Source organism: Desulfovibrio piger (assembly GCF_951793255.1).
Classification (GTDB): Bacteria; Desulfobacterota; Desulfovibrionia; order Desulfovibrionales; family Desulfovibrionaceae; genus Desulfovibrio.
The window spans coordinates 1,227,149-1,247,797 of sequence record NZ_OX636706.1; the positions used below are offsets into that span (position 1 = coordinate 1,227,149).

17 protein-coding genes are annotated in these 20,649 nt (G+C 65.3%); 16 read left to right on the forward strand and 1 reads right to left on the reverse strand.

Annotated elements, in window-relative coordinates:
- Positions 1–59: 59 nt before the first annotated feature.
- The 11 genes from Q4I12_RS05655 (at position 60) to Q4I12_RS05705 (ending at position 13,411) form a co-directional block, all read left to right on the forward strand.
- Entirely contained in the window at positions 60–2,504 is a 2,445-nt protein-coding gene (locus Q4I12_RS05655; RefSeq protein ID WP_302260957.1) for a glycyl radical protein, read from the forward strand.
- A gap of 89 nt (positions 2,505–2,593) precedes the next feature.
- Positions 2,594–3,490: a glycyl-radical enzyme activating protein gene (locus tag Q4I12_RS05660; protein ID WP_301966925.1), complete on the forward strand. Its 897-nt coding sequence runs from the start codon at positions 2,594–2,596 to the stop codon at positions 3,488–3,490.
- Between the two features lie 18 nt (positions 3,491–3,508).
- Positions 3,509–3,802 carry an ErpA-related iron-sulfur cluster insertion protein gene (locus Q4I12_RS13955; protein ID WP_204675142.1) on the forward strand — a complete coding sequence of 98 codons (294 nt, stop codon included), beginning with the start codon at positions 3,509–3,511 and terminating at the stop codon, positions 3,800–3,802.
- A gap of 132 nt (positions 3,803–3,934) precedes the next feature.
- Positions 3,935–4,228 (forward strand): ErpA-related iron-sulfur cluster insertion protein, encoded by a 294-nt coding sequence (locus tag Q4I12_RS05670; RefSeq protein ID WP_302260961.1) that lies wholly within the window; start codon positions 3,935–3,937, stop codon positions 4,226–4,228.
- 514 nt (positions 4,229–4,742) lie between these two features.
- Positions 4,743–5,477: a sulfite exporter TauE/SafE family protein gene (locus tag Q4I12_RS05675; RefSeq protein ID WP_204625923.1), complete on the forward strand. Its 735-nt coding sequence runs from the start codon at positions 4,743–4,745 to the stop codon at positions 5,475–5,477.
- 211 nt (positions 5,478–5,688) lie between these two features.
- On the forward strand, positions 5,689–7,467 hold the full coding sequence (locus tag Q4I12_RS05680) for a TraB/GumN family protein (RefSeq protein ID WP_302260964.1): 1,779 nt from the start codon (positions 5,689–5,691) through the stop codon (positions 7,465–7,467).
- Between the two features lie 77 nt (positions 7,468–7,544).
- A complete protein-coding gene (locus Q4I12_RS05685; protein ID WP_300644669.1) occupies positions 7,545–8,549 on the forward strand; it encodes a hypothetical protein in 1,005 nt (334 codons plus the stop codon).
- Positions 8,546–9,616: a radical SAM protein gene (locus Q4I12_RS05690; protein ID WP_302260967.1), complete on the forward strand. Its 1,071-nt coding sequence runs from the start codon at positions 8,546–8,548 to the stop codon at positions 9,614–9,616. Before Q4I12_RS05685 ends, Q4I12_RS05690 begins: the two co-directional genes overlap by 4 nt.
- A gap of 754 nt (positions 9,617–10,370) precedes the next feature.
- Positions 10,371–12,350 carry a hypothetical protein gene (locus tag Q4I12_RS05695; protein ID WP_302260969.1) on the forward strand — a complete coding sequence of 660 codons (1,980 nt, stop codon included), beginning with the start codon at positions 10,371–10,373 and terminating at the stop codon, positions 12,348–12,350.
- Complete coding sequence (locus tag Q4I12_RS05700; RefSeq protein ID WP_302260970.1) at positions 12,329–13,105, forward strand: autotransporter outer membrane beta-barrel domain-containing protein; 777 nt, start codon at positions 12,329–12,331, stop codon at positions 13,103–13,105. The genes Q4I12_RS05695 and Q4I12_RS05700 overlap by 22 nt, the downstream gene beginning before the upstream one ends.
- A gap of 12 nt (positions 13,106–13,117) precedes the next feature.
- Positions 13,118–13,411, forward strand: a complete 294-nt coding sequence (locus Q4I12_RS05705) for an autotransporter domain-containing protein (protein ID WP_302260972.1) — start codon at positions 13,118–13,120, stop codon at positions 13,409–13,411.
- 586 nt (positions 13,412–13,997) lie between these two features.
- On the opposite strand, the gene Q4I12_RS05710 is transcribed toward Q4I12_RS05705, so the two are convergent.
- Positions 13,998–14,927: a phosphoglycerate dehydrogenase gene (locus Q4I12_RS05710; protein ID WP_302260973.1), complete on the reverse strand. Its 930-nt coding sequence runs from the start codon at positions 14,925–14,927 to the stop codon at positions 13,998–14,000.
- 288 nt (positions 14,928–15,215) lie between these two features.
- Between Q4I12_RS05710 and epsC the strand changes: the two genes are divergently transcribed.
- The 5 genes from epsC (at position 15,216) to Q4I12_RS05735 (ending at position 20,540) form a co-directional block, all read left to right on the forward strand.
- The gene (epsC, locus tag Q4I12_RS05715; RefSeq protein ID WP_040369750.1) at positions 15,216–16,127 is read left to right on the forward strand and encodes a serine O-acetyltransferase EpsC; all 912 of its coding nucleotides are present in this window, start codon (positions 15,216–15,218) and stop codon (positions 16,125–16,127) included.
- Positions 16,124–16,270 carry a hypothetical protein gene (locus tag Q4I12_RS05720; protein WP_204675233.1) on the forward strand — a complete coding sequence of 49 codons (147 nt, stop codon included), beginning with the start codon at positions 16,124–16,126 and terminating at the stop codon, positions 16,268–16,270. The genes epsC and Q4I12_RS05720 overlap by 4 nt, the downstream gene beginning before the upstream one ends.
- Before the next feature lie 16 nt (positions 16,271–16,286).
- Positions 16,287–17,540: an amidohydrolase family protein gene (locus Q4I12_RS05725; RefSeq protein WP_302260976.1), complete on the forward strand. Its 1,254-nt coding sequence runs from the start codon at positions 16,287–16,289 to the stop codon at positions 17,538–17,540.
- 275 nt (positions 17,541–17,815) lie between these two features.
- A complete protein-coding gene (locus tag Q4I12_RS05730; RefSeq protein ID WP_302260978.1) occupies positions 17,816–19,117 on the forward strand; it encodes an NCS2 family permease in 1,302 nt (433 codons plus the stop codon).
- A gap of 43 nt (positions 19,118–19,160) precedes the next feature.
- On the forward strand, positions 19,161–20,540 hold the full coding sequence (locus tag Q4I12_RS05735) for a sodium-dependent transporter (RefSeq protein ID WP_239463950.1): 1,380 nt from the start codon (positions 19,161–19,163) through the stop codon (positions 20,538–20,540).
- Positions 20,541–20,649 lie beyond the last annotated feature (109 nt).

A 20,649-nucleotide genomic window follows, 5' to 3' on the forward strand; every position in this document is an offset into this window, starting at 1 on the left:
GCGCGCCCTGCGCGTCCCTGCCCCGACATGCAAACAACATCGCCTTTCAGGAGATCGTCATGACCGTACATCAGTTCGAAGACAACGCCGCCAAGGGCGCCCAGGGTTACGCCATCAACTGGGACACCGCCGAAGCCCGCGTGAAAGACCTCAAGGCCTATCTCATGAACGCCCCTCAGGTTATGGACCCCGAGCGGCTGCAGTTCCTGAACGAGGTGTATGAGGAGTTCCAGGGCGAACCCGTTTTCTACATCCGCGCCAAGCTGCTGGAACGCGTGCTGACCAAGAAAAAGATCTTCCTGGACGGCAACCCCATCGTGGGCACCCTGACCGGTACCCGCGCCGGCGTGTACGCCTATCCTGAATGGAACGTGGCCTGGATCAAGGAAGAGATGCAGATGGCCAAGATGGCCTCTCTGGGCGAGATGAAGATCCCCCAGGAGACCACCGAGCTGCTGGAAAAGACCTACAAGAAGTGGAAGGGCCGCACCTGCATCGACCTGAACAACAAGATGTTCAAGGACAAGTACGGCTTCAACCCCGCTCCGTACTCCAAGGCCGGCGTGTACTATGACAACGTCAGCGTGGCCAGCGGCTCCGGTATCGCCGACTACCCCCTGGCTCTGAACAAGGGCCTGCGCTGGGTCATCGACGACATCAAGAAGCGTCTGCTGGAATGCCCCACCACCCTGGCCAACAAGGAAAAGCATGACCTGTACCGCGCCATGATCGTGGCCACGGAAGCCGTCATCGCCCACTCCCACCGTTACGCCGATCTGGCCGAGAAGACCGCCGAGACCGAGACCGATCCCAAGGCCAAGGCCGAACTGCTGGAGATCGCCGAGATCTGCCGCCGCGTGCCCGAATTCCCGGCCCGCAACTTCCGTGAAGCCATCCAGTCCTTCTGGTTCATCCACCTGGCCATCGAAGTGGAACAGATGGCCTGCGCCTGCTCCCCGGGCCGCTACGGTCAGTACATGTACCCCTTCTACAAGAAGGACATCGAAGAGGGCAATCTGACCCGCGAACAGGTGCTGACCCTGCTGAAGTTCCAGTGGATCAAGCATCTTGAGCTGGCCGAATACCAGGGCGGCTCCTACGCCATGACCCTGTCCGGCCACACCGGCCAGAGCATCACCATCGGCGGCGTGGACGCCAACGGCAACGACGCCAGCACCGAGCTGGAAGAACTGCTGCTGGAGACCCAGATCCAGATGAAGAACATCCAGCCCACGCTGACCCTGCTCTACCATCCCAAGCTGAAGGAATCCTACATGCAGAAGGTGGTGGAATGCATCCGCGGCGGTTCCGGCCAGCCCCAGATCCTCAACAACAACGTGGTCATCCAGCGCAACCTGGCCCGCTTCTCCCAGTACGAAGGCGGCATCACCCTGGAAGACGCCCGCAACTGCGGCAACTACGGCTGCGTGTCCACCGGCATCTGCGGCAAGGGCAGCTTCATCACCCAGGAAGACCAGCCCTGCCTGGCCAAGATCGTGGAACTGATGCTCTACAACGGCAAGGACCCGCTGACCAAGAAGCAGCTGGGCATCGAGACCGGCGACCCGACCGAGTTCCAGAGCTTCGACGAAGTGTACGACGCCTACAAGAAGCAGCTGCGCCACATCTTCGGCATCTCCCGCAAGCACTCCGACCTGAGCCAGATGGCCCGCCTGCAGGTGGTGCCCAGCATCTTCCGCTCGGTCATGTACGACGGCTGCATCGAAAAGGGCATGTGCGAAGAAGCCGGCGGCACCCGTTATCCCCAGGTCAACCCCATCATGACCGCCGGCGTCGACGCCGCCAACTCCCTGCTGGCCATCAAGCACCTGGTGTTCGACACCAAGAAGATCACCATGGCCCAGCTGATGGAAGCCATCAAGGCCAACTTCGAAGGCTATGAGGACATCCGCAAGATGTGCTTCGAAGCCCCCAAGCACGGCAACGACTACCCCGAAGTGGAAGGCTTCGTGCAGCAGTACTACCGTGACGTGGACGAGATCCACCACTCCGTGGGCCCGGACTGCTTCGGCCACCGTACGCCCCTGGACGCCTACTCGCTGTCCTACCACAACTACTTCGGCTCCCTCATGGGCGCCCTGCCCACGGGCCGCAAGGCCGGTGTGGCCCTGACCGACGGCAGCGTGTCCGCCATGCCCGGCACCGACCATGAAGGCATCACCGCCCTCATCAAGTCCGGCGCCGAAGCCATCGACACCGTGCGCTACGGCGCCAACCACTTCAACGTCAAGTTCGTGCCCTCCGCTCTGGAAGGTCCCAACGGTGCCCGCACGCTGATCTCGCTCATCAAGACCTACTGCGACTTCGGCGGCTCTCACATCCAGTTCAACTGCGTGAGCTCCGACACCCTGCGTGACGCCCAGAAGAACCCGCAGGACTACACCGACCTGGTGGTCCGCGTGGCCGGCTTCAGCGCCTACTTCACCCGTCTGGACAAGGGCGTGCAGAACGAGATCGTCAAGCGTACCGAGTACGCTTCCTAACCAACAGCCAATCCTTATATAACCTCCGGCCTGGGGACCGCGTCCGCAAGGGCGCGGTCCCTCCGGTTGTAAGAACGGGGGAGGACGCCATGAGCCAGGGAATGATCTACAATATCCAGAGGATGTCCGTTCAGGACGGTCCCGGCCTGCGGACCACGGTCTTTCTGAAAGGCTGTCCTCTGCGCTGCCTGTGGTGCAGCAATCCCGAATCGCAGCAGTTCACGCCGCAGATGCTGCTGTTCGACAATCTTTGCGTGGGCTGCGGCGCCTGTATGCGGGTCTGTCCCAGCGGCGCCGTGGTGCCGCTGGAGGGCGGCAAGATGGGCCGCGATACGGAAAGATGCACCCATTGCGGCGCCTGTACCGAGGTCTGTCCCAGCAAGGCGCGCGTCATGTCCGGCCGTATCATGACCGTGGAAGACGTCATGGAAGTGGTCCGCAAGGACTGGCTCTTCTACGAGAACTCCGGCGGCGGCGTGACCTTTGGCGGTGGCGAGCCCACGTCGGGCGGGCAGTTCTTCCTCGATCTGGTGCAGACCGCCCATGACGAGGGCCTGCACGTCACCGTGGATACCTGTGGCTTCTGCCCCGAGGACCGCTTCGACAAGACCATCGGCCTGGCCGACCTTTTCCTGTTCGACTGCAAGCACATGGACCCGGAACAGCACAAAAAGCTCACCGGGCAGGACAATGCCCTCATCCTGCGCAACCTGGAGGCCGCGCTCGCTTCCTCCACCGAAGTGCGCGTGCGCATGCCCCTGATGCCGGGCCTCAACGATTCCGACGAGAACCTGGCGGCCATGGCGGCCTTTTTGGGGCGTTTCGGCCGCAGGCAGGTGGAGATCATGCCCTGCCATGCCTTCGGCAAGAGCAAGTACGCCGCCCTGGGCAAGCCCTACCCCGATGTGCAGCAATACACCCCTGAGGGTCTCAAGGCCGCGGAAGAGCGCTTTGCCCGCCACGGTCTTGTCCCTGTCATCGTATAACCCTTGATGGAGAAAACAATGTTCACTGTTACTGTTGACGAGAGCATGCTGGAAAAGCTCCGCGGCATGCTGGAAGACGAGGATGAAGGTACTTGTGTGCGCCTGCGCGAATACAAGGTCGGCGGTGGCTGACATGCCAAGATCGTGCTCGGTCTGGGCATGGACGAATTTGACGAAGACGAAGACGAGCAGATCGACATCGACGGCGTTCCTTTCGCCGCGGAGAAGGATTTTCTGGAAAAGTACGGGACGGCCTTCACGCTGAGCTACGGCGAGAACAAGGAAGTGGTCCTGACCGCCAACCAGGCCTAATCTCCCGGGGAGGGAGCTCCGGCCATGACCGCCGTTCGTCTGCACCATACTCCATGCCTGCTGTCCCGGGCCGTGGAGCGCGTGCTGCCGCGGTCCTGCCCGTTCACCCCCAACCCCTGAGGAGAAAAGACCATGTTCACCGTGACTGTTGATGATGCCATGCTGGCCCGCCTGCGCGAGATGCTGGAAGACGAGGACGACGGTGTGCGCGTGCGCCTGCGTGAATACAAGCACGGCGGTGGCTGCCATGCCAAGTTCATCCTGGGCCTGGGCATGGACGAGCCCGACGAGGAAGAATACATCTGCATCGACATCGACGGTGTGCCCTTTGTGGCTGCCAGGGATTTTCTGGACAAGTACGGCAAACGCTTCAGCCTTGGCTACAACGCCAACCGCGAAGTGCTGCTGGAAGCTCTGGATGCCTAGCCTGACGACGCCGTCCTGACCTGGCGACTGCCGCCATCAGGGCGAATACGCGGGGAGCCTGTCCACCGGACAGGCTCCCTTTTTTCATGCTTTTTTCCTCTTTCCCCTGTTGCCAAAAGGCCGCTCCCTCCCTAAGCATGGACTGCGCGGCCCGTGCTGCAGGCGTGCAGGGGCGGGCAGGGGAGGAGCCGTGGCGCGAAAGGCCCCGCAGGCAAGGCCAGCCTCGCGGGGAGCGATGCCGCATGGTGCGGCAGGCTGCCGCACGCTCGTGCCGCCCCCTGTGGAGCGGGAAGTCCCATGTGGCGCAGGCCCGGCGGCACAGGCCGTCTTGCTGCGGATGGACGGGGAAACGCTCCACGGCAGGTCCCTGGCGGGAGCGGTCATCACCGTACGGATGGAGGATGGCCTCGCCCGTGCGCTGTCGGCACGCCACCGGCTGTCCGCTGGCGGAGCGGCAAGCGGCTGAAGTTTGATTTCATCCACTGATGGGCGGCCGTGGCCGCAGGAGGGGCGTATGCCCGGGATGACAGAGATCTGTGTGTTCCTCGCCTGGATCGCGGGCGGTTTCGTGTCCGGCGTCAGCGGCATCGGCGGCGCCATGGTGGCCTTTCCCTTCCTGGCCATGCTCCTGCCGGTGCACGAAGCCATCGCCCTGACCTGCATCGTCAACATGGTCATGGACATCTGTCTGGCCAGCCTGCATTTCCGCTTCTGCCGCGTCAGCGCCCTGTGGCCCATGCTGCTGGCCTCGGTGCCCGGGTCCTTTGCCGGGCTCTACATCCTCCAGATCTGTTCCGGCCCCGTGCTGCAAGGCGCCGTGGGCCTGCTCCTGCTCTATTACGTCTACTGGCAGAAGACCTTCCGCGCCCGCGGTACCATCGCCCATCCCCGGGCGCTGGGCGCCGTGGCCGGTTTCGGCTCCGGCCTGCTGGGCACGGCCATCGCCTTCGACGGCCCGCCCGTGGGGGCCTACGGCCTGTGCATGGGCTGGGAACCGCGCGTGCTGCTGGGCACGCTGGGCGTCTTCTTCGTGCTGCGCGCCACCGTGACCCTGGTGCTGCAGGGCATGGCCGGTTTCTACACGCCCACGGTGCTCACCTGCGCCATGTACGGTGCGCCCGGCGTCATCCTGGGTACCTGCATCGCCTTCCCCGTGGTCAAGCACATCTCCCAGCAGGCCTTCCGCAAGGTGCTGCTCTGCGTCATCGCCGTGGCGGGCCTGGTCTGCCTGGTGCGGGCGCTGGGCTAGGCGCTCCTGCACGGACACACGGCAGGTTCCCTTCCTTTGGGGCCTGCTGCCCAGCATCACGGGCTGGGCAAGCGCGGCGATGCGGCAAAGGGCCGGGGCTTGCGCAGCCCCAGGCCTCCTGCACTCCGCATTGCGGCCCGCCGTCAAAGCGGCTATCCTGCGAAAAGATGCGAAGAGCATCCTTTCCGCACTCCAGCAGTGAGGCCGCGTCATGAATCCCGTCACCGACATCCTTGCCCGCGCCGTGGTCCCCGAGCATTCCGCGCCCTTCATGCAGGCCGTTTCCGGGGGCCGGGTGCTGATGGTGGATAACTTCGTCTTTTACGCCGCCGAAGACTGGCTCATGGCCATCGCCTACCCCTTGCGGGATGGCGGCGAGTACAGCCACCAGCGTTTCGAGGCCGCCTTGGCCGGGGCCCTGCACGAGACCGGGGCCACGGCCTGCTTTGCCGTGGGGCCCGACCTGCCGCCGCGTCTGGCGGACAATGTGCTGGAGCGGGACGAATTCTATACCCTTCCGGCCGATGCGCCCGTGCCGCCGCGTCTGCGTTCGCCCGTGCGCAAGGCCCGGGAACGTCTGCGCATCGACGAGACGCGGGAGTTCGGTCCGCAGCATCGCCGCCTGTGGGCCGAGTTCATGGGCCGGGCCGTGCTGCGGGCCAACGTGCGCGAGCTCTTTGCCCGCACGCCGCAGATGCTGGCCGCCGAAGGCGCCGACGTGCGCCTGCTCAACGCCTGGGGCGGCGACCGGCTGGTGGCCTGTCTGGTGCTGGATTACAGCACGCCCGCCTTCGTCAGCTATATCGTGGGCGCCCGTTCGCGCAGCCATCCCGTGCCCCATGCCGGGGACGCGCTCTTTGCCGTCATGCTGGAAAAGGCCCGTGCGGCGGGCTGTGATTTCGTCCAGCTGGGCCTGGGCGTCAACGAGGGCATCACCCGCTTCAAGCGCAAGTGGGGCGGAGCGCCGCAGCTTCCCTACGTCATGGCCCAGTGGCAGGAGCGGCCGCGTGCGGACGTGCATAAGGTGGTGCTGGACGAGCTCATGCAGGCTCTGGTGGAGCGCAGTGACGAGGGCCTTTCCAAGCGCCAGATACTGGACAGGCTGCCCGACCAGCGCCCCTTTGCCATGCTCTGGGAGCTGGAGAAGCAGGGCCGCCGCTCCTGGATCTGCGGCACGGCGCATTTCTTCTGCTATTCCTTTGCCGACTCGTTCCGCCGCCTGTTCCGCAAGGTGGATACCGTCATCTTTGAAGGCCCGCTGGATGCCGAAAGTCTGGCGCAGGTGGAGGCCTGCGGCAAATCCCCCGATCCCGGGGCCGTGCCGCTGGACGCCCTGATGACCGAGGCCGAGATCCGGCGGCTGGAGCGCGTGGTCTGCGGCGTGCGCGGGCCGGTGGTGCGTTTTCTGAACATGGAGTGGGAGGACGCGCCGGACGTGCGGGAGCGCCTGCATACCACCCGGCACTGGTACGCCTTCTTCTCCCTCTGGACGGCCTTTCTGGAGCGGCAGGGCTGGCGCGATTCCGTGGATCTGGAAGCCTGGCATCTGGCCCGCGACATGGGCAAGACCGTGCTGGGCATGGAGACCATGGAAGAGCAGCTCCATTCCCTGGAAGTGGTGCCCGTGCCGCGCGTGCTGGATTTCTTCCGCCACTGCGGCCAGTGGCGCTCCTACATGAAGCGCAATATCTACCACTACTTGCGTGGCGAGCTGGAACCCATGATGGGCACCAGCACGGAATTCCCCACGCGCACGCAGCAGGTCATCGACTTCCGTGACCAGCGCTTCCGCGAGCGCATGCGGCCCTTCATCGAAAAGGGCGGGGTCGCGGTCTTCGTGGGCGCGGCCCACATGCTGCGCCTGCGCCGCATGCTCACCGAGGACGGTTTCACCGTGCGGCAGGTGCGGCCCACCTGGATCCACAGGATGCGCGCCCGCCTGCGCGGCGAGGACGATCTTTACCGCATCCCCGCTGACGGGGATCGCTGACAGCCGGGGGCGTCCCGCCGGTCCGTATCCCGTTGGGGACAGGCGTGGCCCGGGCGCTCCGCCACAAGGAGACCATCATGTTTTCACAGGGATTGCAGCATTTCACGGCCGAGGCCGTGGTCCCGGAACAGCTGCTGCACTATGTGACGGCCGTGGCCGGTTCCCGGCCGCTGGCCTGCGCCGGTTTTCCCGCCTATCTTCTGGAAGGGCATCTGGTGCTGGTGGCCTACGACGCGGCCATGCTGGAGACCTTTGCCGGAGGGCCGGATCTGGAAGCGGCCGCCGCCAGAGTGAAGGAGGCCACGGATGCCGCCGCCCGTCTGGAGGCCGTGAGCGTGCGCCAGAGCGCCGAGGCCGCCACGGCGGAGGGCGTGCAGCTGCGTGTGGATGCCGCTGTGGATGCGGCCCTTGCCCTGCCGGAGGTGCGCCAGATCACCGTCCTGGCCCCGGTGCGCCCCACGCGTGCCCCGCAGGATGCCGGCACGGGCACGCCGGATGCCTACTGGGATCTTGAGCTGCCCCTGCTGCGCGAGGACGGCTCCCTGCCGTGGCAGAAGCTGCGCAACATGGAGCGCCGCGCCCTGCGCGAGGTAGAGGTAGTGCGCGAGGCCTGGCAGCCGGATCACGCCGCGCTGGTGCAGGACTTTTTGCGCCGCAAGCCTTTCGAACCCGGCACGGTGCACATCTTCAGTCATCTGGAAAGCTATGTGGGCTCCCATCCCGACGTGCAGCTCTGGGCCGCCCGCCACCGGGAGGACAACAGCCTTCAGGCCTTTGCCGTGGGTGATTACGCCTCCCTGACCACGGCTTTCTACATGTTCGCCTTCCGGCGGCAGGGGGCCGTGCCCGGCTGCGCCGACGCCCTGCTGGCCGGGCTGGTCAGCGAGGCCGAGGCCCGCGGGCATATGCGTTTCTGTCTGGGGCTGGGCATCGATCCCGGCATCCGCTTCTTCAAGCGCAAGTGGCATGCCCGTCCGGCGCTGCCTTGTCTGGAGACCGGCTGGAGCACCCGCGCCACCACCTCGGGCGGCGGCTGGTTTGCCCGCCTGCGCCGCCTGCTGGGCGGAGAGGAGGCCGCATGAGCACGCCCGATCCCCTGAGCCCCAAGGCCCTGCCCGGGCCGGGACTGCGCCAGTGGCTGCGCGAGGCCTTCACCGGGCGGCCCACGCCCCTGCTTTGCATGCAGGTGGAGGTCTCGTCCGTTTGCGCCTGCCGCTGCACCTACTGCCCGCACACCACCAAAAAAGACGTTTGGCAGTCGCGCCTCATGAGCGCCGAGACCTTCGCCGCCCTTTGGCCGCTCATGCGCCAGTGCGGCCGCGTCCATCTGCAGGGCTGGGGCGAGCCCTTCCTGCATCCCCGCTTCATGGATTTCGTCAGCGTGGCCCGGCGGGCGGGCTGTGCCGTGTCCACCACCACCTGCGGCCAGCACATGGACGAGTCCCTGGCCGCCGCCATCGTGGACAGCGGCATGGACGTGGTGGCCTTTTCCCTGGCCGGTACCGACGAGGCCAGCAACGCCAGCCGCCAGGGCATCCCTTTCAGCCGGGTCTGCGAGGCCATCCGCTGCCTGCAGGAGGTGCACCGCAAAAAGCAGGGCGTCCATCTGGAAGTGCATCTGGCCTATCTGCTCCTGCCTTCGCAGCTGGAAGCCGTGAAGCGTCTGCCCGAACTCATGGAAGAGCTGGACGTGCACTGTGCGGTGGTCAGCACCATGGATTACATCGCTTCGCCGGAGCTGGCCGTGGAGGCCTACAGCCCCGAAGAGGCGGACAAGGTGGCCGCAGCGTCCGCCGTGCTGGCGCCTGTGGCGGCCCGGGTGCGCCAGAGCGGCCGGGAGCTGTGGTACGCCCTGCCTGATCCCGAGGCCGTGGGCCGCGTGCGCAACGGCTGCCGGGAAAACGTGGACCGCACCATCTATGTGGACACGCAGGGCAATCTTTCGCCCTGTGTGTACGTCAACCTGCCCACCAGCGAGGATGACCCCAAGCGGCGTATCTTCGCCCGCGCCGAATACGGCCGCCCCGCCGGGGAGCTGGCCGAGCTGTGGCGCACCAGGGGCTTCAGGGATTTCCGCGCCGCTCTGGCAGGGCCCTGGCCCGACCTGCCCTGTGCGGGCTGCTCCAAGCGTTTCGAGAAGATCTGGTAGGGCTGGTGGAAGTTTTGGGATGAGGGGGGAAGGGAAACCTTTTTGGAAAAAGGTTTCCCTTCCCCCCTCAAGCTCCCCCCATCCTTTCCAAAAACTTTTATTGGGGAGGATGACAGGGCAGGGGACATTGATGGCTTTTCGCTGGCTGACGGTCCCCTCCGTTGTTCGTGCGGGAGAGGTTGCGGCACGGGAGACGGATGCAAGACCGGGCACAGGAGGATTTCCTGCTCCCGGTCTTTTTTTCTGCGGGCTTCAGGCTGTCGCGCGCCACGATGCGAGGCGGGAAACCATGAGCCTTGGAGATGGTTTCGATTCTTGGTCGGCAGACGGGGGCGTGTCCGTGAGTCTTTGATGGAAAACGGATTCCCCTGATGCCGGACGGACGCTGGCTGCGCACCATATGCCTTGTGCTTCATTTGCCTGGGGCAGTGATACGTCATCGTCTCCGTCCGGTCAGAGCAAAAGTTTTTTCGGGCTGGGGAGAGCACGCGAGCGGAGGGGGGGACCCCGAAAGGCCCCTCTCCCTCGCGCTTTTTGCTGTCTGGAAGGCAGAAAAGATATGTCCTGTCGGTAGATTTTGCCCATTTACCCTTGTCCATCAAGATTATTGCACTCGCAACTATTTGTAATATTATGAAATATTAGAAAATAAAGTTGATAAAAATATATAATTTTATCTAAACAAAAACGAAATTCATTTTCTATAATACCATGATGATAGGGAGCAGTGGGGCGGCTCAAAAAAGGAGGAAACATGAAAGAGACCCAAGGTGCACTGAGCATGCTGCTGCGCCGCTACCGTCTGATCCTGGGCAAATGCCGGTTGCGAAACGCACTGGCAGGGCTGCTGTTGGGGGCTGTCCTGCTGGCTCCCGCCGTTTCGCCGGCCGACAGCGGCGGCAAGGTCGGCCGCCCCGGATATCCTGAGGGCAGCCATTACACGGGCACCACGGATGGCGCTTCCGGTCCGTACACGGCGGACAAGGGGCATGTCATCATCTCCAACCAGGCAGGGGATCTGGACGCCAAGTCGTTTTACGGTGGCCATGCTGACGGCAAGGGCGATGTGACGGACAACAAGGTCGAGATGCGGGGCGAGAGATCCCGGGCTGCCAATATCTACGGCGGCCTTACGGAAAACGGGCAGGCATCCGGCAACAGGGTGAGCGTGGAAAATGGCCGTATCGGCGGTGTCTGGGCCGGTGGCCGCATCTACGCAGGCTTCAGTGAGGCCGGTAACGCGCGTGACAATACGCTGGAGATCCGCAACGGCTACATCGAGGGCTCCCACACCGAGGTGTCTGCCGGGTATGCGGTAAAAGGCGACAGCACGGGCAACGGGCTCACCATCAGCGGCGGCAGCATCAGCCGCACGAGCGCTGACCATTTCGTCAGTGCCGGTTTCAGCCATGAAGGCAACGCGCGGGACAATACCCTGACCGTCACCGGCGGAGAGCTGGGAACAGAAGCCTACGGCGGCTACGTCCGGACCGGGACCGGCGAGGCCTCGGACAACCGGGTGGAATTCTCCGGCAGTACCAGTGCCGTGACCAAGTTGACCGCAGGCTGGAGCGGCGGAGCCGACGCCCGCGGGAACAGTCTCGTCATGAGCAGCGGTACCGTCAGGGAGTCCCTGACCGGCGGAGATTCCCTGACCGGCCTCGCTTCCGGCAACAAGATAGAGATACACGGCGGCGAAGTGGGCAAACACGTCTATGCCGGTCACACCGATCGCGGCGGCGCTTCTGCCAACGAGCTGCTCATCGATGGCGGCACCATAGCCGGCAGTGCCTATGGCAGCTTTATCGCAGACAACAGCTCCCGGACGGCGGAGGGCAGCAAAATCAGCTTCGGCGGGACAGCCACTGCAGAGTTCCTGGTCGGTGGCTACAGTGCCCGGGGAGATGCCGTCGGCAATGAGGTGACGGTCAGCGGCGGTACGGTCCGCATGAATGTCATGGGCGGCGAGAGCCGCAGCGCGGCGGCCCGCAATAATACTGTCCGGGTCACGGGCGAAACCATCGGTACCGAGAGTGACGAGGGCTTCGTCCACGGCGGTTACAGCAACACGGGCAGTGCCGACAACAATACCGTCATCATCGAGGGCGGGAACCTGCGCAGCGTCATGGGCGGTTACGTGGAAAGCGGCGCCGGTTCGGTAAACGGCAATACCGTACTGTTCGGCGGCGGCAGCATCAGCGGCGCCGATGAAGGCCTGTACGGCGGTTACACGGACCAGGGCGATGCCAACGGCAACACGGTCCTCATCAGCGGCGGTACGCCCGGCAACGAGGTCTGCGGCGGTTTCGTCTGGACGGGCACGGGCAGTGCCACCGGCAATACCGTCATCCTCGAAGGGGCTCCCGACCTGGGCGGCACCCGCCTGTACGGCGGCGCCACGGGGAACGGCCACGGGGACATGCGCACCGGCAATACTCTGGAGATCCGGACTTCGGGCCTGAAGGCCGTCAACGTGGGCAACTTTGCCAATTACCGCTTCATCCTGCCGGAAAAGACCACTGCCGGCACGACCGTCCTGACCCTCACGGATGCCAAGGGCACGGACATCAGCAACAGTTCTGTGGGTGTTGCCGTGGCCGGGGGCAAGCCTCTGCTCCGCAAAGGGGACAGCGTCACCCTGCTGGCCAATGAGCATGGCCTGAAGGCCGAAGGCATGACCCAGCAGCGCCTTAGCGGACAGCAGGGGTCTTCGTGGTCTATGACTTCGATCTGAAGACCACGGATACCTCGTTGATGGCCACCGTGACCGATAGCGTGCAGCCCCGCGGCCGGGAGGGCGGGCCGTCCGGCGATACGGGGGCCCGTCTGGCGCCGCAGGCCAAGGCACCGCTGGAAGGCGTGCTGGCCAACGTGGCCCTGGGCAACATCGGCGCCGACCTCGTGGCCGGGCAGGGCATCGACCAGGCCCGCTCTGCCGCCGTCGCCAGGGGAGAAGGCTCGGCCTGGGGCATCGCCCCCTTTGCCGCCGTCACCGGCACGCGTTCGCGCTATCAGACCGGCTCGCATGTCGATCTGAGTGGCGTTGCCTTCATGACCGGCTTTGCCAAGCGGGTGGAGACGTCCATGATGGGCATCCTGGCGGGCGTCTTCTTCGAAGCGGGCTTTGCCCGTATGGACACACACAACAGTTTCTCCAGCGGTCCTTCCGTGGACGGCGATGGCCGGAGCAGCTACTACGGCGGCGGTCTGCTGGCCCGTCTGGACCTGAAGGAAGACCTGCTCAAGGGCCTGTATCTGGAAGGTTCCTTCCGTTACGGCCGCCTCAACAGCCAGTGGCAGAGCGATGACCTGCATGATGCCGTCAGTGGTCGTAAGGCCGAGTATGACCTTTCTACGCCGTACTACGGCCTGCACGCCGGACTGGGCTATGTGTGGGAGCTGACCGAAAGTCTGACTCTGGATGTCTACGGCAAATACTTCTGGACCCATACCGAAGGCCAGTCCACCCATATCGTGGACGACCCCTGATCGTTCGACGGCGTGGATTCGCAGCGCCTGCGTCTGGGAGCGCGGCTGGGCCATGAATTCTGCCGACAGGTGACCGGCTATGCCGGGGCGGCCTGGGAACACGAGTTCAACGGCAAGGCCCGCGCCACCACCTACGGCCTTGAGGCCCCCGCGCCCAGCCTGAAGGGCGACAGCGGTCTGCTGGAAGCCGGTCTGACCCTCACGCCCGTGGAAGGTTCCGGCCTGAGCCTGGACTTCGGCGTCCAGGGGCACACCGGCGTGCGGCAGGGCGTCAGCGGCACGGCCCTGGTACGTTATGAGTTCTAGGCCCGCGGACAAGATGTGAATGAGGGGGGGAAGGGAAACCTTTTTGGAAAAAGGTTCTCCCTTCCCCCCTCAAACTCCCCCTATCCTTTCCAAAAACTTTTATCAGGGAGGATGGCAGGGCAGGGGACATTGTCGGCCTGCCGCAGGCTGTCGGTCTCCGCCGTTGTTCGTGCGGGAGAGGTTTGCGGCACGGGAAAGCGATGAAAGGCCGGGAACAGGAGCATTTCCTGCTCCCGACCTTTTTGTTGCGGGCCTTAGGCTGTTGAGCGCCACGGCGCGACACGGGAAATTTTCAACTTTGTGATGGCTTCGATTTTTGGGCAGTAGCGGGGCCCTATCCGCAAGTCTTTGCTGGAAAGCGGATTCCCCTGATGCCGGACGGATGATGGCTGGCACACCATATGCCTTGTGCTCCATGTGCCCGGAGCGCGATCTGTCAGCGGCCGTCCGGTCAGCGACGGGGACCGGCCATACCGGTCAGAGCAAAAGTTTTTTCGGGGTGGGGGAGAGCACGAGAGGGGGAGGGGCAGTTTTTACCAAAAAACGCCCCTCCCCCTCTCGTCATCATCCCACAAAAAGTTATGGCCTATTTCAAGCCAAGATCGCGGAGCAGGTTGCTGACGGCCATATGGCCCATGGTGGCCACGGCGCCGCTGGTGGAGGACGAGCAGTGGGAGCCCATGACCAGATTGTCCAGGGCGTACCAGCGGGCATCCTGCGGCGGTTCCTGTTCGAAGACGTCCAGACCGGCGCCGTAGATGCGTTTCTGCTCCAGGGCCTCCAGCAGGGCGGGGCCGTCCACCAGCTCGCCGCGGGCGGTGTTGATGAGAATGGCGGTGGGCTTCATGAGGGCCAGACGCGGGGCATCCACCAGGTGGCGGGTGCTGTCGTCGAGGCTGGTGTGCAGGCTGATGAAGTCGGCTTCGCGGAAGATGCGTTCCAGATCGGCGCGCTCCACATGGTTCTCGCTGGCCCAGGCGTCGTCCCAGACGATGTCGTGGCCCAGCACCTTCATGCCGAAGCCCGCGCCGCAGCGGCGGGCCACCCGCTTGCCGATGGCGCCCAGGCCGATGATGCCCACGGTCTTGCCGTACAGGTCGATGCCGGTGATCTTGCTCCAGTCCCGTTCACGGCAGCGGCGGTCGATGAGGGCCACCTTGCGGGCCACGCCCAGCATGAGGGCCAGGGCGTAGTCGGCCACGGCCTCGCTGTTGGCGCCCACGGTGCGGGAGACCTTGATGCCGCGGGCCTCGCAAGCGGCAAGGTCGATATTGTCCAGGCCCACGCCGTACTTGGCGATGGCCCGCAGACGGGGCGCGGCGGCCAGCACCGTGGCATCGACGGGGTCCACGCCCACGATCAGGCCGTCGCAGTCGGCCAGCTTTTCGCACATCCGGTCGGCGGAGAGGATGCCGCCGGTATCGTTGCGCACGACGTCCAGCCCCGCATTGCGGAGGATGTCGAAGAGTTCGGGATTGTTCTTGCCGAAGGATCGCGGGGTGGCGAGGACTTTCATGACGGGGCTCCTTGTAGGGAAAGGTGTGCGGCGGGGCAGGCGTTCCTTGCCCGCAGGATGCCCGGCGGAAAAGGGGCCGGGCAGGCCGGGGAAGAGCCGTTCATGCCCTTGTGGATGTGCTGTGCGGGCCGGGCCGTTTTTGCGCGGGCGGCAGGGGCCTGCGTCCTGAACCTAGCCCAGCAGGCGGATTTGTCAACGCCGGACGCGGTCGCGGGCAGGTGCCCGTTTTCCTTTGCCTTGCGGGCGGCTGCCGTGTACAATGCGCGAAAAAATGCAACGCAGGTGACTATGAGCATTCTTCAGGACAATACTTCTTCCGCCGCCATGGAGCGGCTGGATTCCGTGGTCGACCGTCTTTGCCATCCCGAATCCCTGGACAAGGTCTGGCATTGTTCGGCCCGCGGCATGGCCATGCCTTCCCTGGACAGGCTGAACGAGATCATGGATCGCCTGCGGGCCGCCCTGTTCCCCGGCTATTTCGGGGCCGCGCGCGTCTGGCGGGAATCCATGCGCCATCATCTGGCCGCCAATCTGGACAGCGTCTACCGTCTGCTGGCCGAGCAGATCCAGCGCGGCATCTCCTTCTCCTGCAAGGGCGAGGGCGAAGGCTGCCAGAACTGTGAGCGCAACAGCCGCGAGCTGGCGCTGGCCTTCATGGACAAACTGCCGGACATCCGCCACAAGCTGGCCGGGGATGCCCAGGCGGGCTACGAGGGCGACCCCGCGGCCACCAGCCCCGGCGAGACCATCTTCTGCTATCCCTCCATGTACACCATGGTGCATCACCGCATCGCCCATGAGCTGTACAGCCTCAAGGTGCCGCTGATCCCGCGCATCATCTCCGAGATGGCCCACTCCCGTACGGGCATCGACATCCATCCCGGGGCCACCATCGGCAACGACTTTTTCATCGACCACGGCACGGGCGTGGTCATCGGCGAGACCTGCATCATCGGCAACAGCTGCCGTCTTTACCAGGGCGTGACCCTGGGGGCGCTCTCCTTCCCCAAGAATGCCGACGGGACCCTGACCAAGGGCATCCCGCGCCATCCCATCCTGGAAGACAAGGTGACGGTCTACGCGGGCGCCACCATCCTGGGCCGCGTCACCGTGGGCCGGGGCGCGGTCATCGGCGGTAACGTCTGGATCACCGACGACGTGCCTGCCGGGGCCAAGGTCACGCAGGAGCGTCCGTCATGAGGCCCGTGCGCAGGGGGCGCCTTTTCCTGCCGCTGCTCCTGCTGGCGGCGGTGATGCTGGCGGCCTGCCTGAGCGGCTGCGGCACGGAGGTCAAGGCCAAGGGACAGATGATCGGCGGCGTCTCCATGGGACGCGGCCTGTAACAGCGAGGTCGGGATCATGCGTACTCTGGTACAGGGTGGTCTTGTGGTGCGCCATGACGGCGTGTGCAGGGCCGATGTCTTGTTGGAGGACGAGCGTATCGTGGAAGTGGGCGAAGGCCTTTCCGCTTCCGGCGCCTGCGTGGTGGACGCCACGGACTGCTATGTGCTGCCCGGTGGGGTGGACGCCCAGGTGCGTCCCGCCGGTGCGGGGCTGGGCGGCCTGGCCCGGGCCGCGCTTCTGGGCGGTACCACCAGCCTGGGCGTGCTGCCGCCGTGCGACGGCTCCACGCCGGTCACGGACGGCCTGCCCCTGGATGTGGTCGTGCACGCCGATGCCGCCGGTGAACTGCCGGATGCGGCGGCCTGCGCGGCCTTTCCCGCGTCGCTGCTGACGGCTGCCGACGCCTGCACGCGCCTGCGCGGTCTCAAGAGCCAGGGCATGCTGCCTCTGGCGGCCTGCGGTTTGGAGCCCGTGGTCAGGGGCATGCGTGCCCGTCTGGAAGCCGAAGGGCAGCGGGACATGCAGATCTGGCCGCAGGTCTTCCCGGCCTATGCCGAAGAAACGGCCGTGCGTCTGGCGCTGACCCTGGCCCATGCGGCGGAAAGCCCGCTGTGTCTGGGCCCGGTCTCGTCGGCACGCGCCCTGACGGCGCTTTCCGGCGGGCATGATTGCGGCCGTATCCATGCCTGCACGGCGCCGCGCTATCTGCTGCTGGATGCCGCCAGCTATGGCGAGGGGGCGGCCGAGGGCCTGAAGTATGTCTGCATGCCGCCCCTGCGGGCCCCGCGTGACGGGCGCCTGCTGTGGGAAGCCCTTGCCCGCGGCCTGCTGGATCATGTGGTCTCCGCCCATGACGAGGTCAGCTATGCCCGCAAGTGGGCCACCGGCCGGGAATCGGTCTTTGCCTGCCCGCAGGGCATGCCCGGCGTGGAGACGCGCCTGCCCCTGCTGTTCTCGGAAGGCGTGCGCAAAAGCCGCCTGACCCTGCCGCGCTTCGTGGAGGTGGCCTGCACCACGCCTGCCGCCCTGCTGGGCCTGGGCGAACGCAAGGGCCGTCTGGAAGCCGGTTTCGACGCCGACGTGGTGGTGCTGGATCCTGTCTGCTGCCGGGAGCTGAGCGTCCGCGGCCTGCATCAGGGCGACTATACGCCCTATGAAGGCCTTGAGGTGCAGGGCTGGCCGCGCCATGTCTGGGCGCGGGGCCGCCATGTGGTCACCGAAGGTGTCTGGAGCGGCCCGGAGCAGGGCAGCACCGGCCCGGCCGCCTGAGGAACGTTTTTGCCGGCGCGGCATCCCTGAGGGGGTGCCGCGCCTTTTTTGCTTTGGCGGCGCACTTGGCAGAGCGGGCCTTGCCGGGTATAAGAACGCTTCGCACCACTGTTGCGGAGCGCAGCCGGATGCCGCGCTGCCGCAGGCCAGGGAAGTATGGCCCCGGCCGGTCGGGCGCATGCCCGGGGACCGGCCCCTGGGGGCCTGTCTTTTTTGCCGGTGCGCCGGGGCCCGCACTCCCACGGCGGCGCCGCTCCGGCCCGAAAGGAGGATGTATGCTGGAAAAGATTTTTGACCTCAAGGCCAACGGGACATCGGTCCGGCAGGAATTGCGTGCCGGTCTGACAAGCTTCATGGCCATGTGCTACCTGATCTTCGTGGTGCCTTCCATGCTGGCCGATGCGGGCATGCCGCGCGAGAGCGCCGTGGCCGCCGTCATCTGGGTGACCATCGCCATCACCCTGCTCATGGGCCTGTGGGCGCGCTTCCCCGTGGGCGTGGCGCCCGGTCTGGGGATCACGGCCTTTTTTGCCTATTACGTCTGTGGCCCGGCCGGCTACAGCTGGCAGACGGGCCTGGGCGCCGTCTTCATCTCCGGCGTGTTCTTCATGCTGCTGACCGTGACCCGCGTGCGGCAAATGATCATCGACGCCGTGCCCATGGACCTGAAATACGCCATTGTGGTCGGCATCGGGGCCTTCATCGCCTTCATCGGCCTCAAGAACTGCGGCATCGTGGTGGCGGACCCCTCCACCTTCGTCACCCTGGGGCCCCTGACCAAGCCCGAAGCCCTGCTGGCCCTGGGCGGCCTGGCCCTGATGGCCATGCTCATGTGCCTGCGGGTGCCCGGCTCCATGATCATCGGCATCCTGACCGTCACCGTGGCCGGTGTGTTCTGCGGCGTGACCGCCATGCCGGAGCAGGCCTTTTCCGGCTTCAGCCTGCCCCTGCCCACCGAGACCTTCATGCAGATGGACCTCAAGGGCGCTCTGCATCACGGCCTGATCTCCATCATCTTCACCCTGACCATGGTGGACCTGTTCGACAACATGGGCGTGCTCATCGGCCTGGCGCGCAAGGCCGGCTTCATGGATGAGGATGGCCACATCCGCCATCTGGACAGGGCCCTGGTGACCGACTCCATCGGTACCATGTGCAGCGCCGTGCTGGGCGCCACCACGGCCACGTCCTATCTGGAATGCGCCGCCGGTGTGGCCGAAGGCGGCCGTACCGGCCTGACGGCCGTGACCATCGCGGGCCTGTTCCTGCTGGCCCTGTTCTTCACGCCGCTGGTGGCCATGGTGCCCGCTTATGCCACGGCCCCCGTGCTGGTGCTGGTGGGCGCCCTGATGATGCAGGAAGTGGTGCAGATCAAGTTCCGCGATCTGAGCGTGGCCATCCCGGCCTTCCTGACCATCATCGCCATGCCCCTGACCTTCAATATCGCTACGGGCTTCGGCTTCGGTTTCATCAGCTTCGTGGTGCTGCGCGTCCTGACCGGGCGCTGGCGCGAGGTGAGCCCCATCATGTACATTGTTGCCATCTGCTTTGCCGCCAACTTTGCGTTGCGCGGCTAGCAGGGCTGGACCATATCAACTCTCAAAGGATCAAGGCGGAATTATGTCTGGTAACACACAGCGTGAGATGCTGGGAAGCCGTCTGGGCTTCTTGCTGCTTTCGGCGGGCTGCGCCATCGGCCTCGGGAACGTCTGGCGTTTCCCCTACATCACCGGCGCGTATGGTGGCGCCATCTTCGTGGGTATCTATCTGCTCTGCCTGTTCGCTGTGGTGCCTACCATGATCATGGAATTCGCCGTGGGCCGTGCCGCCCGCCGCAATATGGGCCTGGCCTTCCACATCCTTGAGCCCAAGGGCAGCAAGTGGCACTGGGGCGGCAAGGTGGCCCTTATCGGCAGCTACCTGCTGATGATGTTCTACACCACGGTCACGGGCTGGATGCTCTATTACTGCTGGTACATGGCCAGCGGCGCCCTGAGCGGCCTGGATGCCGCCGGTGTGGGCAAGTTCTTCGGCGCCACCCTGGGCGACCCCGTGGCCCAGGTGGTGGGCATGACCCTGGTGGTGCTCATGGGCTGCGGCGTGTGCGCCATGGGCGTGCAGAAGGGCGTGGAGCGCGTGGTCAAGCTGATGATGCTGGGCCTGCTCTTCATCCTCATGGCCCTGGTCATCCGCTCCCTGACCCTGCCCGGCGCCGAGGCGGGCGTGTCCTTCTACCTGTCGCCCGATCCCTCCAAGCTGGAGAAGACCGGCCTGTTCCCGGTCATCAACGCGGCCATGAACCAGGCTTTCTTCACCCTGTCCGTGGGCATCGGCGCCATGTGCATCTTCGGCAGCTACCAGGGCAAGGACCGTTCCCTGACCGGTGAGGCCATGTGGATCATGGGCCTGGATACCTTCGTCGCCCTGATGGCCGGCCTGATCATCTTCCCGGCCTGTTTCGCCTTTGGCGTGGAGCCCGGCTCCGGTCCCGGCCTGGTCTTCGTGACCCTGCCCAACATCTTCAACGTCATGGCCGGCGGCCAGCTGTGGGGCACGCTGTTCTTCATATTCATGAGCTTCGCGGCCCTCTCCACGGTCATCGCCGTGTTCGAGAACATCATCTCCTACAGCGCCGACGTGTGGGGCATGGAACGCCGCCGCGCCACCTGGCTGCATGCCGTGGGCATCTGGGTCTGCTCGCTGCCCTGCGCCCTGGGCTTCAACCTGCTGGCCGATTTCCAGCCCCTGGGCGCCGGCACCTGCGTGCTGGATCTGGAAGACTTCCTCATCAGCAACAACATCCTGCCCCTGGGCGGCCTGTTCTTCCTGCTCTTCTGCTGCCTGCGCCGCGGCTGGGGCTGGGACAACTTCATCGCCGAAGTGGACCAGGGCGTGGGCATGAAGTTCCCCCGCTGGCTGCGCGGCTATGTGACCTACGTCCTGCCCTGTCTGATCATCTTCGTGTTCGTCATGGGCTACGTGGACAAGTTCTGGAAGTAGGCGGGCCCGGCGGTCCGCAAGGGCCGCTCCCGCTGTCGGGACCGTTCCCCGCGCCGCATGGCGGCCTCCGGGGGGCGGTCCTGTCATGCACGGCCCGGAGCATGAGAGC